The 15,020-nt window shown below is 50.0% G+C and carries 17 protein-coding genes; 8 read left to right on the forward strand and 9 right to left on the reverse strand.

Annotated elements, in window-relative coordinates:
* Nucleotides 1-4 precede the first annotated feature (4 nt).
* A complete protein-coding gene (rpsU, locus tag LX87_RS06725; protein WP_111627352.1) occupies nucleotides 5-202 on the reverse strand; it encodes a 30S ribosomal protein S21 in 198 nt (65 codons plus the stop codon).
* Nucleotides 203-426: 224 nt separating this feature from the next.
* On the opposite strand from rpsU, the gene LX87_RS06730 reads away from it, so the two are divergent.
* Complete coding sequence (locus tag LX87_RS06730) at nucleotides 427-1,359, forward strand: Ppx/GppA phosphatase family protein (RefSeq protein ID WP_111627353.1); 933 nt, start codon at nucleotides 427-429, stop codon at nucleotides 1,357-1,359.
* A gap of 158 nt (nucleotides 1,360-1,517) precedes the next feature.
* Nucleotides 1,518-2,006, forward strand: coding sequence for a PaaI family thioesterase (locus tag LX87_RS06735; RefSeq protein WP_111627354.1), 489 nt, complete (start codon nucleotides 1,518-1,520; stop codon nucleotides 2,004-2,006).
* An 85-nt stretch (nucleotides 2,007-2,091) separates the two neighbouring features.
* On the opposite strand, the gene LX87_RS06740 is transcribed toward LX87_RS06735, so the two are convergent.
* Nucleotides 2,092-2,844, reverse strand: coding sequence for an SDR family NAD(P)-dependent oxidoreductase (locus LX87_RS06740; RefSeq protein WP_111627523.1), 753 nt, complete (start codon nucleotides 2,842-2,844; stop codon nucleotides 2,092-2,094).
* 131 nt (nucleotides 2,845-2,975) lie between these two features.
* On the opposite strand from LX87_RS06740, the gene LX87_RS06745 reads away from it, so the two are divergent.
* Nucleotides 2,976-4,169, forward strand: a complete 1,194-nt coding sequence (locus tag LX87_RS06745) for a dipeptidase (protein WP_111627355.1) — start codon at nucleotides 2,976-2,978, stop codon at nucleotides 4,167-4,169.
* Nucleotides 4,170-4,262: 93 nt separating this feature from the next.
* On the opposite strand, the gene LX87_RS06750 is transcribed toward LX87_RS06745, so the two are convergent.
* The 6 genes from LX87_RS06750 to sufC all read right to left on the reverse strand — a co-directional run bounded on the left by LX87_RS06750 (nucleotide 4,263) and on the right by sufC (nucleotide 9,207).
* A complete protein-coding gene (locus tag LX87_RS06750; RefSeq protein WP_111627356.1) occupies nucleotides 4,263-4,688 on the reverse strand; it encodes a BrxA/BrxB family bacilliredoxin in 426 nt (141 codons plus the stop codon).
* A gap of 151 nt (nucleotides 4,689-4,839) precedes the next feature.
* Complete coding sequence (locus LX87_RS06755; protein WP_111627524.1) at nucleotides 4,840-5,151, reverse strand: DUF59 domain-containing protein; 312 nt, start codon at nucleotides 5,149-5,151, stop codon at nucleotides 4,840-4,842.
* Between the two features lie 11 nt (nucleotides 5,152-5,162).
* A complete protein-coding gene (locus LX87_RS06760; protein ID WP_111627357.1) occupies nucleotides 5,163-5,612 on the reverse strand; it encodes a SufE family protein in 450 nt (149 codons plus the stop codon).
* 70 nt (nucleotides 5,613-5,682) lie between these two features.
* Complete coding sequence (locus LX87_RS06765; protein ID WP_111627358.1) at nucleotides 5,683-6,921, reverse strand: cysteine desulfurase; 1,239 nt, start codon at nucleotides 6,919-6,921, stop codon at nucleotides 5,683-5,685.
* 84 nt (nucleotides 6,922-7,005) lie between these two features.
* On the reverse strand, nucleotides 7,006-8,328 hold the full coding sequence (gene sufD, locus LX87_RS06770; RefSeq protein ID WP_111627359.1) for a Fe-S cluster assembly protein SufD: 1,323 nt from the start codon (nucleotides 8,326-8,328) through the stop codon (nucleotides 7,006-7,008).
* 123 nt (nucleotides 8,329-8,451) lie between these two features.
* Nucleotides 8,452-9,207 (reverse strand): Fe-S cluster assembly ATPase SufC, encoded by a 756-nt coding sequence (gene sufC, locus LX87_RS06775; protein ID WP_111627360.1) that lies wholly within the window; start codon nucleotides 9,205-9,207, stop codon nucleotides 8,452-8,454.
* A 192-nt stretch (nucleotides 9,208-9,399) separates the two neighbouring features.
* On the opposite strand from sufC, the gene LX87_RS06780 reads away from it, so the two are divergent.
* From LX87_RS06780 to LX87_RS06800, 5 genes are all read left to right on the forward strand, one after another.
* Nucleotides 9,400-10,872, forward strand: coding sequence for an arginine deiminase family protein (locus LX87_RS06780; protein ID WP_111627361.1), 1,473 nt, complete (start codon nucleotides 9,400-9,402; stop codon nucleotides 10,870-10,872).
* 14 nt (nucleotides 10,873-10,886) lie between these two features.
* Nucleotides 10,887-11,816 (forward strand): citrulline utilization hydrolase CtlX, encoded by a 930-nt coding sequence (gene ctlX / locus LX87_RS06785; protein WP_111627362.1) that lies wholly within the window; start codon nucleotides 10,887-10,889, stop codon nucleotides 11,814-11,816.
* Nucleotides 11,817-12,106: 290 nt separating this feature from the next.
* Entirely contained in the window at nucleotides 12,107-12,550 is a 444-nt protein-coding gene (locus LX87_RS06790) for a MarR family winged helix-turn-helix transcriptional regulator (protein ID WP_111627363.1), read from the forward strand.
* 169 nt (nucleotides 12,551-12,719) lie between these two features.
* Complete coding sequence (locus LX87_RS06795; RefSeq protein WP_111627364.1) at nucleotides 12,720-13,439, forward strand: SDR family NAD(P)-dependent oxidoreductase; 720 nt, start codon at nucleotides 12,720-12,722, stop codon at nucleotides 13,437-13,439.
* A 48-nt stretch (nucleotides 13,440-13,487) separates the two neighbouring features.
* Nucleotides 13,488-14,411, forward strand: coding sequence for an SMP-30/gluconolactonase/LRE family protein (locus LX87_RS06800; protein ID WP_111627365.1), 924 nt, complete (start codon nucleotides 13,488-13,490; stop codon nucleotides 14,409-14,411).
* A gap of 72 nt (nucleotides 14,412-14,483) precedes the next feature.
* Here LX87_RS06800 and LX87_RS06805 read toward each other — a convergent pair whose 3' ends face one another.
* Nucleotides 14,484-14,993 carry a hypothetical protein gene (locus LX87_RS06805; RefSeq protein WP_111627366.1) on the reverse strand — a complete coding sequence of 170 codons (510 nt, stop codon included), beginning with the start codon at nucleotides 14,991-14,993 and terminating at the stop codon, nucleotides 14,484-14,486.
* Nucleotides 14,994-15,020: the final 27 nt, after the last annotated feature.

Genomic DNA, 15,020 nt, shown 5'->3' on the forward strand with positions numbered 1-15,020 from the left:
CAAACTATGCTTCGCTGTTATTGCCGTACATTTTTTCGCGGTAAACGGCTTTCAGAATTTCCTGACGACGTTTGATCGACGGTTTCTGGAAAGCTGTCCGGGAACGTAAAGAACGCAATACGCCGGTTTTTTCAAATTTCTTCTTAAAGCGCTTGAGGGCTTTGTCAATGGACTCGTTTTCTTTGACGTTTATGATAAGCATATGCTGCTATTCGTTAATTTTCTGATAACAAACGGATTGCAAAGATAGACCTCTGAAAGGAAAAAACCAATAGTTTTGTGCGAAATCATTAGCAGTCGAATGCTTAAAAATGGCCCTGAATGTAAGGATACGATCAGACGCGTACGGGTTTATTAGCGAACCCGCCATTTTTCAACCATTTTAACCATTCTGCCGTTTAACTTTTTTATGATCCAACGCTTTGAATGAAACAGGCCGTTATTGACCTTGGAACGAATACCTTTCACCTCATGATTACGGACGGCGGGCAAACGCTTTTCCGGGAAAGCCGACCGGCTAAGATTGGTAAAGCCGGTATTAATCAGGGAATTATTACCGAAGAGGCTACCGAACGGGCGCTGGTCGTTTTGCGGTATTTCCGTGATGTGCTCAACCAGCATCAGGTTCCGGTAGAACAGGCCGTTGCCATCGGCACCAGCGCCATCCGGAACGCCGGGAATCAAACCGAATTCATTGACCGGGTGCGGCAGGAAACCGGTATCCGGATTCGTTCCATTTCGGGCGACGAAGAGGCTGGTTACATTTATGCCGGTGTACGGGCTGCCGGAACGCTGGATGACCAAATGGCGCTGGTGGTGGACATTGGGGGCGGCAGCGTTGAATTTATCCTGTGTACGCAGCAGCGGATTTACTGGAAACAAAGCTTTGAAATTGGGGGGCAACGGTTGCTGGAACGGTTTATGGAAACCGACCCGATCAGCCCGTCGGCTGTCAGCCGGATGAACCGGTATTTTCAGGAGCAGTTACTGCCGCTTACCAATGCAATTCATCAATACCCGCCTGTGGCGCTGGTGGGTTCGTCGGGGTCTTTCGATACGCTGATCGACATGCTGTTTGTGCAGGAAAAAGGACATTGGCCCGCTGAAGATCAGACGGCTTCTGAACTGCCCCTCGACGCGTTTTACCGGTTTTATGAATTGCTGCTAACCCGAAACCACGACGAACGGATGCAACTGCCGGGCATGATCGAACTGCGGGTCGATATGATTGTCGTTGGCGTGTGTCTGATCGACTATCTGCTGCGAACCTACGGGATTCGGCAGATTCGGGTTTCAACCTATTCGCTGAAAGAAGGGGTGCTGGCAGATGGGCTTCCCGATAAAAACGGGTCGGTTTGATGCAGGATGCTTTCGCGGTAATTAGTTCGTTCTGCAACGAAGCCTTTGCGGTTGAAGGTGTTACCTTTGGGCCTGAAACCGTCCAGTCGCGGGGCCGGGTTTCGCAATCGATTTTTGACTTAAAATCAAGTACTTCATTCTAATACTACATTATACGAATGGCTGAAGAAAGAGAACGTTCCTATAACTGGGAAGATCCGATGCTGGGCGCACAGGCCGCCAAAACCATGTCTGGACTGGACTATTTACAAAGCATTCTGGACGGTGCCAACCCGCTGCCTCCCATCTGCCAGACGCTGGATTTTGACCCGGTAGCCGTGGAAGACGGGAAAGCGGTTTTTGCCGTCATTCCTTCCGAATTCCATTACAATCCAATTGGCGTGGTGCACGGCGGTTTGTTAAGTACGCTCTGTGATTCGTCTATGGGGTGTGCCATTCATACGAAGCTAGCGGCTGGCGTAGGCTATACCACCCTGGAATTGAAAGTAAATCTGGTACGACCGGTGACGGCCAAAACGGGCCGATTGGTCTGCACCGGAACCGTCATCCACGTTGGTCGCAGTGTGGCCACCGCCGAAGCCCGGGTGGAAGATGAGCAGGGTAAACTCTACGCACACGCTACCTCAACCTGCATGATTTTTCAGTAAGTGAGATAGGCCCGGAGATTTGACGGCTAAAATGCTGGCTGACGAATAGCCATTCAGCATTTTAGCCATCAAAAAGCTATTCACGCTACTTTCGGTAAATTGTTGTGGCGGCTGCCTGCGCCGATGCCAGAATGGTCAGGTCGGCGATGGTAACATGGGGCGGAGCGGTAACGGCGTAGACGACGGTATCTGCAATATCGCTGGCGGTCAGGGGTTTGAATCCTTCGTATACTTTGGACGCCCGCGCTTCGTCTCCTTTGAACCGTACCAGCGAGAATTCCGTTTCGACGGCGCCGGGAGCAATATTCGTTATTTTAATACCGTACTGCGTCAAATCCAGCCGCATTCCTTCGCTCAGGGCTTCGACGGCGGCTTTCGAGGCACAATAGACCCCGCCGTTGGCGTAGGTTTGCTTTCCGGCAATGGAGCTAATGTTTACAATATGCCCCCGTCCGCGTTCGACCATACCCGGTGATACGGCTTTGGTAACGTAGAGCAGGCCCTTTACATTACCGTCTATCATCGCATCCCAGTCGTCCACGTTGCCTTCGTGAATTGGACCCATTCCGTGTGCGTTTCCGGCGTTATTGATCAGAATATCAATGGTTTTCCAGTCATCGGGAAGCGACGAAATGGCGGCTTCGACGGCGGCCCGGTCGCGGACATCGAAGTTGAGGGTATAACAGTCGGACGTCTCACTCAGCGATTGCTTTAATTCGTCGAGTCGTTCCTGACGTCGTCCGCAGAGAATCAGCCGGTAGTTTAGGTTAGAAAAAGCCATAGCGATGGCAAGGCCGATGCCGGATGTTGCTCCGGTAATGAGTGCTGTAGGGGTCATATGGGTCATGATTAACGAAAAAATACCAATTGGATAAATCAAAGCCAGAACGGCTTTGCAGACGGTTTAAGCGGCTAGTATAGCAATATTTTAGCGATTCTTTTCTAACTTGGGAGCTAGACCGCTTGTTAATGAACGCACTTTTTTCCTTCTTTTTAGTTTCGGCTCTTTTCTTTTTGTCTTCGGATCGGCTCAGCCGGAAGGCCCACAAAATTCACCAGCGCGTCCTGACTCTCGATACCCACGCCGATGCCCCGATCATGATGGTCAAAAAAGGATTTGACGTGGGCGAACGGCACGATTGGGTGCGTGACAAATCGCAAATCGATTTCCCGCGCATGAAGGAGGGCGGTATGGATGCCATGTTTTTTGCGGTGTATATGGCCCAGGGACCACGCACTCCGGAAGGCCACGCCAACGCCAAAGCCAGGGCCCTCGAAATTTTTCAAAGCATCCACGACGCGCTGAAAAAACATCCCGACCAGGCCGAACTGGCAACGACCCCGGCCGATGCGTACCGGATTGAAAAAGCCGGGAAGCGGGCGGTTTTTATCGGCATGGAAAATGGTTATCCGGTGGGCGAAGACCTGTCGTTGCTGAAAATGTACTATGACTTAGGTTGCCGCTATATCACGCTTTCGCACTTCGCCAACAACGCCATCTGTGATTCGGCTACCGATCCCGATGGGCCGATTCACAACGGTTTAAGTCCGTTCGGGCGGCAGGTCGTGCAGGAAATGAACCGGTTAGGGATTTTAATTGACGTTTCGCACGTTTCCGACAAATCGTTTTATGACGCGCTGGCATTGTCAAAAGCGCCCCTGATTGCATCCCATTCCAATGTTCGGGCGCTTTGCGATTTCCCCCGTAACATGACCGATGATATGATTAAAGCACTGGCGGCTAAGGGTGGGGTGATTCAGGTGAATTTTGTGAGCGATTACCTGCGTAAACCGTCGGATGAACACCGGCAGGCGTTAAATGCCGTCCGGATGTCCAGCGTGGGAAGGGCCGTGACCCCGCAACTTCAGGCCCAGCTTGATGCGAAGGCCGATTCCATTCAGAAACGGTATGCTTACGAACGGGCGAGCGTAGCCGATATCGTTAAACACATTGATTATATTGTCCGGCTGGTCGGTATTGATCACGTCGGTATTGGCAGTGATTTCGACGGGGGCGGGGGCGTCAACGGTCTGGAAGATGTAAGTCAGATTGAAGCCCTGACGCTGGAACTGGTGCGTAAAGGCTACTCCGAAGGGGATATTGCTAAAATCTGGGGCGGTAATTTATTGCGGGTGCTGGGTCAGGCAAAGGTGGCGCAGTAGCCTGATAGACAAAAGACGTAAGAAGAAAGATCCGGAATCTGGTTTAGCCAGCTTTCCTTCTTTCCTCTCACGTCTTTTCTCTTTTGTCTATCCTTACGCTTTTTCGCAGAATTCTTCGAACGCCATTTCCAGGTGTTGGGCAATCATCTGCGCCGAACGGCCTTCAATGTGGTGACGCTCAATAAAATGCACCAGTTCGCCGTCTTTGAAAATACCGATGGACGGTGAAGAAGGAGGATAAGGCAGCAGGTATTCGCGCATCCGCGCCGTTGCTTCCAGATCGACGCCGGCAAAAACCGTTACGAGTTTATCGGGTTTAATGCCGCTCTGGGCCAAAGCCGCTTTCACGCCCGGACGGGCCGCACCAGCCGCACATCCGCAAACCGAGTTGACAACCACCAGCATGGTGCCTTCGGCGTTTTGCATCACCTCATCGACTTTCTGGGCTGTGCTCAGGTCATCAAACCCGGCGCTCAGGAGGTCATCCTTCATCGGGGCAACTAAATGTGGAGGATACATTGTATTACGTTTAAAAGTTTATTGTAATGATTGTTATGTAAATGGGTATGCGATCAGGAGTGGGCAACCGGTTGAAAAGTCAAAGAAGTTAACCAGGTAGCCATCTAAGCCATTTTAACCCCTTAACCATAACAACCGTCTAACCGTTCCTTTACATAAAGCCTAATTCCAGTTTGGCTACTTCCGACATCATTTCGGTGCTGTAAGGCGGATCGAACGTCAGCTCGACGCTTACGTCGTTAACGCCTTCGATGGCCCGTACTTTGGCTTCGATCTCCGCGGGTATCGTGCCCGCCGAAGGACAGGAAGGCGAGGTCAGCGTCATCAGAATATAGATGTTGTTGATCGGGAATATCTTGATTTCGTAAATCAGGCCCAGTTCGTAGACATCCACCGGAATTTCCGGGTCATAAACGTCTTTGAGGGCTTTTATGACTTCTTCTTTAAGTTCAGATTCGCTCATGACCATATGCATTAAAGAGTTGACTGTGCCGCCGTTTGGTTTTTGGCTGCCTGCTGCGTAGCAAATTGTTTCATTTGTTGAATCATGGAAGCCAGACCACCCGCGCGTCGCGACGTTACGAGGCTGCTCAAACCAATTCGATCAATAAAATACAGATCGGCACTGGCCACGGCTTCGGGCTTTTCATCCGACAGAATCCGGATGAGTAAGCTGACCAATCCTTTACTGATCTGGGCCGTCGGTTCGCTGTCCGCTTCAAAATGAACGTTGGTACCCTGCATTTCGGAATGCAGCCACACCTTCGACTGGCAGCCCCGGATCAGGTTGTCATCCGTCTGGTACTGTTCCGGCATGGGCGGCAATTTTTTGCCCAGATCAATGATGTATTGGGTCTTATCGAGTTGATCGTCAAACAGATCAAATTCTTCGATAATCTCGTCCTGTTTCTCGTTAATTGTCATATTGATTCGTAACACAAAAGTCTGCTCATGGAAGGAACTGCAACAGCTACCTGACTTTGTCAACGTCTATTTACAGCATCATCTTCCGGACGCGGTGTAAGCCCTGCACCAGCCGGTCGATTTCTTCTTTTGTGTTGTAAACCGCAAAGGAAGCCCGGGTGGTTCCCGTAATATTAAACCGGCGCATCAGCGGCTGGGTGCAGTGGTGACCCGTCCGGACGGCAATGCCCTGCTGATCAAGAATCACACCGGTATCCTGATGGTGAATACCGTCTATGACAAATGAAACAACGCTGATTTTTTCGGCGCCCTGACCGATGATTCGCAACCCTTCAATGTCTTTCAGGGCTTCGGTAGCGTATTCGAGCAGGCTGTGTTCGTAAGCCGCCAGGTTTTTCTTGCCGAGGTTGTTGATGTATTCCAGAGCGGTGTAGGTCGCAATAACGTCGGCAATGTTGGGTGTTCCGGCTTCGAATTTATAGGGCAGATCGTTGTAGGTTGTTTTTTCAAACGTAACCTCCTTGATCATCTCACCACCTCCGCGCCAGGGCGGCATCGAATCCAGCACATCCCGTTTGCCGTAGAGCGCCCCCATGCCCGTCGGGCCGTAGAGCTTATGCGCCGAGAAAACGTAGAAATCCGTGTCCAGATCCTGGACGTCAATATCGATGTGTGAGCTGGCCTGCGCACCGTCAATGAGCACTTTCGCACCCACGGCATGGGCTTTCTCAATAATGGTTTTCACCGGGTTGATGATTCCCATCGCGTTGGAAACGTGCACCACCGAGACAAATTTGGTCCGTTCGGAAAGCAGTTTCTCGTATTCTTCCAGAATCAGATCACCGTTGTCGTCGATAGGAATGACTTTCAGCACACAACCTTTTTCCTCGCACAACATCTGCCAGGGAACGATGTTGGAGTGGTGCTCCATCGTCGTGATGATGATTTCATCGCCCGTGTTCAGAAACCGTCGGCCGTAGGTTTGAGCCACCAGGTTAATACCGTCTGTTGTGCCGTAGGTAAAAATGATTTCTTCCACATGGGCCGCATTCAGAAACTGCTGAATAGCCCGGCGCGACAACTCAAAGGCGGAGGTGGCTTTCTCGGCCAGCGCGTGGATTCCGCGGTGAATATTGGCATTATACCCCTCGTAATACCCGGCCAGCGCCTTGAGTACCGGCAACGGTTTTTGCGTGGTAGCCGCGTTATCAAAATAAACCAGTTGCCGACCATTTACGACCTGATCCAGAATCGGAAAGTCCCGGCGAATGGCTTCTATATCAAGAATTTCGTGTGGTGCAATCTCCATTGGAAGTAAAGATTAAAAGTTAAGAGTTATGAGTAAAAACTAAGGTTGATACTTAACTCTTAATTCTTAACCCATAACTCTTCCTTATCGTGCCAATTTAGCCTGAATACGACGTTCGATCTGCTCACGCAGCGGGTCGATCTTGATTTTTGCAATGACATCTTCGGCAAATGCGTACATCAGCAGCGACTGCGCTTCGTCTTTCGGAATACCGCGCGAACGCATGTAAAACAGAGCCTCTTCGTTCAGTTTACCGGTCGTGGTACCGTGCGAACATTTCACGTCATCGGCAAAAATCTCCAGTTGCGGCTTGGTATTCATCGTGGCGTCGTTTGAAAGCACCACGTTTTTACACGACTGATAGGCATTGGTCTTCTGGGCAGCCTGCCGCACAAAAATTTTGCCGTTGAATACGCCCGTTGACCGGTCTTCCAGAATCCCTTTGTACAATTCGTTGCTGTGGGAATTCGGTTGGCGGTGGTCCACCAGCGTATGGTTATCGATGTGCTGGCGACCGTTCGGGAAGTACAACCCGTACATATGGGCTTCGCATTCCGACCCGTCGAGGGCGATGTTCAGGTTGTTGCGGATAAAACCGCCGTCGAGCGTTACCGTGGCCGAGTAGAAATAACTGCGGTCTTTCTGATCGACCTGGGTGGTGCCGATATGGTAGGCCATATCCGACTCGTTCTGAACTTTATAATACTCCATGCGGGCGTCTTCGGCCAGCACAATTTCGGTTACGACGTTGGTGAAACTGGCCTGGTCGCCCAGGGTGCGGAACGATTCGGCCACTTTTACTTCCGCATTTTTTTCGACAACAAACAGGTTCCGGGGCTGTGAAGCCACGTTTACCGCGCGGGCGTCAGAAAGAAACCGAAGAATCGTCGGGGCTTCCACAGTCGTATTGGCCGGAACGTGAATAAACACACCTTCCTGCGCAAACGCCGTGTTCAAAGCCGTAAAGGCATCCTGCCGGTAGTCAGCGTACTGGGCAAAATACTGAGCCAGTAAATCCGGAGTATTTTTTATGGCTTCGTCCAGCGTAGTAATCGTAAGCTGCTCAGCCGGGCTCACGATTTTCGACAGCTCGGGCTGGTACCGGCCATTGACGAAGTACAGCACGTTACCTTCCAGGCGGGAAGATTCCAGTTGTACCAGATCGTCGGCCGTCACCTGCGAAGCCGCATTGAATTCGAATACCTCTTTAATTAAACTACTGACATTGGTATATTTCCACTCTTCATGTTTGATCGTTGGAAAACCCAGCCGGTCAAACTGATGGAGTGCTTCCCGTCGAGTTTGGTGCAAAGCCGTTTTACTGGCGCCATTCAGCCGCTCTTCCAGGCTTCTGAAATCCGCCAGTAGTTTAGCTTTCAGGTCGTTATTCTGATTAGAAGGAGTCATTCTTAAGGAGTTAAGAATTAAAAATTAAGAGTTAAAAATTCAGGCATCGACGCTGTTTGAAACGAGGAGTTTTGGCCTGCTTCATGGGATGTTTGATTTTTAACTTTTAATTTTTAACTGAAATTAAACCGTTTCCACTTCCGCTTTGATCCAGTCGTAGCCTTTTTCTTCGAGTTCAAAAGCCAGTTCTTTCGGACCGGATTTGACGATGCGGCCTTTGTACAGGACGTGAACGTAGTCGGGAACGATGTAATCCAGCAGACGCTGGTAGTGCGTCACCACGATAGTAGCCCGTTCCGGCGACCGCAGTTGATTGACGCCTTCAGCCACAATCCGCAGAGCGTCGATGTCCAGACCCGAGTCGGTTTCGTCCAGAATCGCCAGTTTGGGTTCCAGCATGGCCATCTGGAAAATCTCGTTCCGTTTTTTCTCTCCACCCGAGAAACCTTCGTTCAGCGACCGGCTCAGCAGGGATTGGTCGATGTTCACCAGCTTCATTTTTTCCTTCATCAACTTCAGAAACTGAACAGCGTCCAGCGGATCCTGACCACGGTATTTCCGGATTTCGTTCATAGCCGTTTTCAGGAAGTTGGTCGTGCTGACGCCCGGAATCTCGACGGGATACTGGAAAGCCAGGAAAATGCCTTCGGCGGCCCGTTCTTCCGGTGCCATTTCCAGCAGGTCCTTTCCTTCGAAGGTCACGCTTCCGCCCGTCACATCGTAATCCTCACGGCCCGATAATACCGATGCCAGCGTACTCTTGCCGGAACCGTTGGGCCCCATGATTGCGTGTACTTCACCGGCTTTGACGTCCAGGTTAATACCCTTCAATATTTCTTTACTGCCAATGGATGCTTGTAAATTGCTAATAGTTAGCATAATGGAAGTTTGATTGCTACTTAATTAAACTGCAAAGGTAATGCATGAAGCGATAGCTACACGATATTGTAACAAATTAGAGTCGTTAAAAGTTGACGCTCACCGCATTTCGTTAGCCGCGGAGAACCTGCTTTTTTTTTCAGTACCCAAAGCCGTACCTTGCATCTTGAAGTTTATCATTTCTTTTTGGCAATGAGTACAATACAAAACGGTAAACAACAGATCGCCAGGCAGGAAATCAACGTAACCTCTGAGGTTGGAACGCTGAAACGGCTGCTGATTCATAGCCCCGACCGTGGCCTGGGCAAAGTTATTCCGTCCAAGGCGCAGGACTGGCTTTTCGAAGACATTGTGCATCTGGAAACGATGCGCCGGGATGAATATGATTATTACGTAAAAATTCTGCTCTATTTTCTCGATCCGGATAAAGTCCGCGGGAAGCTGGCCCAGATTGATGCCGATACCCAACGGAATTTTTATAAACCCGATCATCCCGAGTATTTTCGCTCCAATGCCGTTATTGATATTCAACTACTGCTGACCGACATTCTGGCGGATGAAGTCATTCGGACCCGCCTACTTGCGGGCATCTGCGCCGTTGAACGGTGTAGCTTCGCCATTCAGAATCAGTTATATACCTACGATCCGGTGGAACTGGCCAAAATTCTGATTTCGGGCTCGCTCCCCGACCGGACCATGTTGTTTGCGCCCCTGCCCAACTTCATTTTTACGCGCGATATTGGCATTGTTATCAACAACCACATTCTGCTCAACAAACCCGCTAAACTGGCCCGCACCCGCGAAGCCTTTCTGGCTCAGTATATCTTTTTTTATCACCCTTTATTCAGCAGCTACCGGGATAAGATCATTGAAATTCCGGACAACGAACACCATTTTCTGCTGCCTGACAATGACCTGACGCATACCTATTCCCGTTCGACACTCGAAGGGGGGGATGTCATGACGGTTTCTCCAGACCACCTGCTCATCGGTTGCAGCGAACGCACCACCCTGTACGCGGCCCAGCAAGTGATTCGGTTGCTATTTGACAAGAATGTAGTTCAGAAAGTAACGATTGTCCAGATTCCGAAAAAACGGGATTACATGCACATCGATACCATTTTTACGCAGGTCAAACGCAACGTCTGGGTGCTGCTGGGATCGCTGGGGCGGCTGGGGGATGAAGCCAAAAAACGGGATTTGCTGCATTTTCTGGCCCCCAAAGACGTGTCGGAAGATTTGCGAATTATTCAGTTTACGAAGGGAGCCGAGCAGAAACCCGTTGAGATTGAAAACCTGGAAGATTTGCTGACGTCCATCAGCCGGGATGATCTGGGATGCCATGAGCCGGTTCAGTTTATTTATTCGGGTAATAACGAATTTCCGTTTGGTGCCCGCGAACAGTGGACGGATTCGTGTAACTTGCTGGCCCTGAAAGATGGGGTGGTGATCGGGTACGACCGGAATGACAAAACCCTGGAAGCGTTTCGGGAGGCCGGATTCGAAACCGTTGGGGCCGCCGAATTACTGGACCGGTTTGAGCGCGGTGAAGCCGATCCTGATACGCTGGAAAATACGTTTATCATGTTACCATCTGCGGAATTATCAAGGGCAAGGGGCGGTTCTCACTGTATGAGTTTACCCTTATTACGCGCTGACTTATAACATTTATCCTATCCATGCAATCACAGGCAACGTCCAACATCCTCATGATCCGGCCCACCCGGTTTGGGTTCAACAGCCAAACCGCCGAGAGCAACGCATTTCAGAACGCCGATCTGGCAACCCATAATCCGGAAGCTACACAGGCCCAAGCACTGCGTGAGTTCGATGAGATGACCCACCAACTGATCGCAGCCGGAGTTAATGTGATTATCTACGACGATACGACGGAACCGCATACGCCGGATTCCATTTTTCCGAATAACTGGGTGTCTTTCCACTACAGCGGCACGGTTGTTCTGTATCCCATGCAGGCCCCTAACCGGCGGTTCGAACGGCGGCTGGACATTATTGATGATCTGGCAAAAGAATATCAGGTGGCCAAAATTGTTGACCTGACCCATTTTGAGCAGGAAGGAAAGTATCTGGAAGGGACGGGCAGCATGGTTTTGGACCGGATGAAGCGGGTGGCTTACGCCTGCCTGTCACCACGCACCGATACCCGTGTTCTGGCCGAGTTCAGCAAGCGTACGGGCTACCAGGTTATTACGTTTTCGGCGGCTGATGCCAACGGAATTCCGGTGTATCACACCAACGTGCTGATGTGCATCGGTGATGTTTTTGCCGTGGTTTGTCTAACGGCCATTTCAGACCCCGACGAGCGTCTAATGGTGCGGCAGTCGCTCGTCAATAGCGGGAAACACGTCATCGATATTACCCTTGAACAGATGGCCCATTTTGCCGGGAACATGCTGCTGACTGTCACCAAAAAGGGGCAAAAACTACTCATTATGTCAAGCCAGGCTTTTCATTCGCTCTCGGCCCGGCAGCGCGATGAATTGGACGATTTTGCTACCCTGTTCCATTTCGACCTATCGACAATTGAAGGACTCGGGGGCGGATCGGCGCGTTGTATGATGGCGGAGATCCATCTGCCTCTTAAATAATTACCTCTCGGGTAAGCCGCAATGCAGGTAAAATCCGCAAAAATATTTTCCTAGTTCTAATAATAGGATATTTTATATATTTTTTTGAATTCTCGCTACCGTTTAATAACATAATTGTTGATACAACTATTGTAGATTTTTGAATTTGAAAACAACTTCTGTCATTTGTTTCAATAAGTGGTAAAGATTGGTCGTTAAATAATTGTTTTTACAAACTAATCTTTATTAAGTTTGTTTAATTTGTAAATCAGTAACAAGAGTTTTATTGACTTACATTAACCCTAGCAATCATGATCGCAGAGAAACAACGGATTTCAAAGTACAGTAATTGCCTGAATTTTACGGCAAACGCCTTAGCCCGTGTGATGACGAACATTTCCGATGAAGAATTTGGCCGCCTGGGCCTGACGGCTTCACACGCCTTTGTATTAAAAGAAGCGATTGAGAATCCTGGCATTCAGCCCAAGGAGCTTAGCGGAGAATTGCACTTAACACCGTCGACCATTACCCGCCTGATCGAGAAACTTGAACTGAAAAAACTCGTTGAGCGGAAAATCGAAGGAAAGCATACGTTGGTTTATGCCACCGAAAAAGGAATCACCATGTTGCCGGATATCAAAAAAGCCTGGGATAATCTGATGCGTCGCTACGCCGAGATTCTGGGTGATGAAAGTTCCCGGAAGATGACAGACATGCTGTACGGAGCCGTTAAAGCACTAGGAAAGGACGCCTGATTCCTGTTTTGCACGAAACGGTGTATTGATTGCGCAATCATGGATGGTAGTCGTCCAGAGCGCAGTATGGCTTTTTTAAACAATTTCGGTGATTGAATTGTAGAATTGAAGTGATTAAACGGGCGGAAGCGGAAACGTTGTTCAATTCTATAATTCAATCGTCGAACGTATGAACACCAACCACGAGAAAGTTGCTTTGGTAACCGGTGCAAACCGGGGCCTTGGAAAAGAAATTTCAAAACAGTTGTGTGCTAAGGGGTATGCGGTTTTCATGGCCTCCCGGGATATTGAAACGGGCCGGGAAGCCGCTCAGAAACTGTGTGACCAGGGCTATGAAGCCATTTTTCTCCATATGGATGTGACCGATCCGGTCAGCATCAAAAACGCCTACGGCGCCTTCTCCCAAAAAGCCGATCACCTGGATGTCCTGATCAATAACGCGGCCGTCCTGGAAGAAACGGATCGGTCCGTTTCCATTGTCAGGCTCAGCATCGAATCGCTGGAACGAACCCTGAAAACCAATCTGATAGGTCCCATTATAGTGGTTCAGGACTTTCTGCCGTTTCTGGAAAAAAGCAAAGAGGGGGGGCGAATCATCAACATGACGAGTGATCTGGGGGCGCTTGCTCACATGAAGGACAGCTATCCGGCCTATAGTCTTTCCAAAACCGCCCTTCACGCCATGACCCGGCAGTTTGCGGCTGGGCTGGTGGGTAAAAATATTGCCGTCAACTGCGTTAATCCCGGTTGGGTGCAGACCCGCATGGGTGGCCCAAATGCCAACCGATCACTCGAAAATGGAGCCCAGACCCCCGTCTGGCTGGCTACCGAAGCACCCCTTCAGGAAACCGGTAAATTCTGGAAAGACAAGCGCGAAGTGCCCTGGTAATCGGAATATGCTATATTTGTGTATTCCTGTACCCTTAACAAGATTCCCATGCAGTTTGGTCAAAAAGCCGGATTCCTTCTTGCGGCTCTGTTGCTATGCGGTGTAACGAGTTTTAGCCGCGGATCGGAAACCGGGCGAGCCGATTCGGTAAAAGTGACGGCACCCGGCGCTACGCCGAAGCAGATTTCCAGCCAGTTTAAATTTACGGAAGGTCCAGCCGTCAACAAGAAAGGCGATATTTATTTCACCGATCAGCCCAACGATAAAATCTGGAAATATGACACCGACGGAAACCTGTCGTTGTACATGGATAAAACGGGGCGTTCCAACGGGCTTTACTTTGATCAGAAAGGCAATCTGATTGCCTGCGCTGATGAAAAGGACGAGCTGTGGTCAATCAGCCCGAAAGGAAAAGTAACGGTTTTGCTGGCTGATTTTGAGGGGAAACGGCTCAATGGCCCCAATGATTTATGGATTGATCCGAAAGGCGGTATTTATTTCACCGATCCGTACTACCAGCGTGACTATTGGCAGCGGACCAAACCGGATCTCGACGGCCAGAAGGTTTATTACCTGCCAAAAGGCAAAAAGCAACCGGTTATTGTGGATGACAAGCTGATGCAGCCGAACGGAATTGTTGGTACGCCCGACGGGAAATTTCTGTACGTCGCCGACATTCGTGACAATAAAACCTACAAATACCAGATCAACAACGACGGCTCGCTGACCAACCGGCAGCTTTTTGTACCGCAGGGGTCCGATGGCATGACGCTCGACGAACAGGGAAATCTTTACCTGAGTGGCAAAGGCGTTACGATTTATAGCCCCAACGGCGAAAAGCTGCAAACCATTCCGGTGCCTTCACGCTGGGTCGGCAACATCTGTTTTGGCGGAAAAGACCGTAAAACGTTGTTTATTACGGCTTCGGAGTCGGTCTATACGCTTGCTATGCAGGTGAAAGGAGTAGAGTAGGAGAGCCTGTAGAAAAGGTCAACAAAAAGCCGTTCCTGCACAGGAACGGCTTTTTATTGGTAAGCGTATGTGTTAAGGCAAAACCCGAATGCGCACCGGCATGGTTCTAATCTCAGTACCGTCATCCAGGGTTACCAGAAAAATAAAGGCAATCTCCCGAACTCCTGTTGGGGGCGTTGTCGGAGTGGTGGGAACCGCGGGCCGCTTGGTGTTGAAATCCTTGATAGTGGTCGTGAATTCGGCCGTCGTTCCATTGCCGGCAATGGGCCCCGTATTGTAATTACCGGCGGTGTTCAGGGTTCCGGCGTTTATACTGGTGGCCCCCGCGGCTACCCGGGTAATTTCCTTGATGGTCCGTCCGCTGGAAGTGGGAATGGATAGCGTGATTTTGATGTTACCCCCACCCGCTATCGACGTTTCGTAGTAAGGGTCAAAACCGTACGTCGTTGCTCCGGAGTACGTGACCGGAACCGCTGGGAGGTTATCCTGTACCAGATCGCTATATACATAATCGTCTTTGCAGGAAATACCGGCCAGTGCTACTACGACCAGCAGCAGGAATCGAAAAGCTATTTTTTTCATGATTGTAGTTCGTTAACAAATGACCTA

Origin of the sequence: Larkinella arboricola (genome assembly GCF_003259745.1) — a bacterium.
Classification (GTDB): Bacteria; Bacteroidota; Bacteroidia; order Cytophagales; family Spirosomataceae; genus Larkinella; species Larkinella arboricola.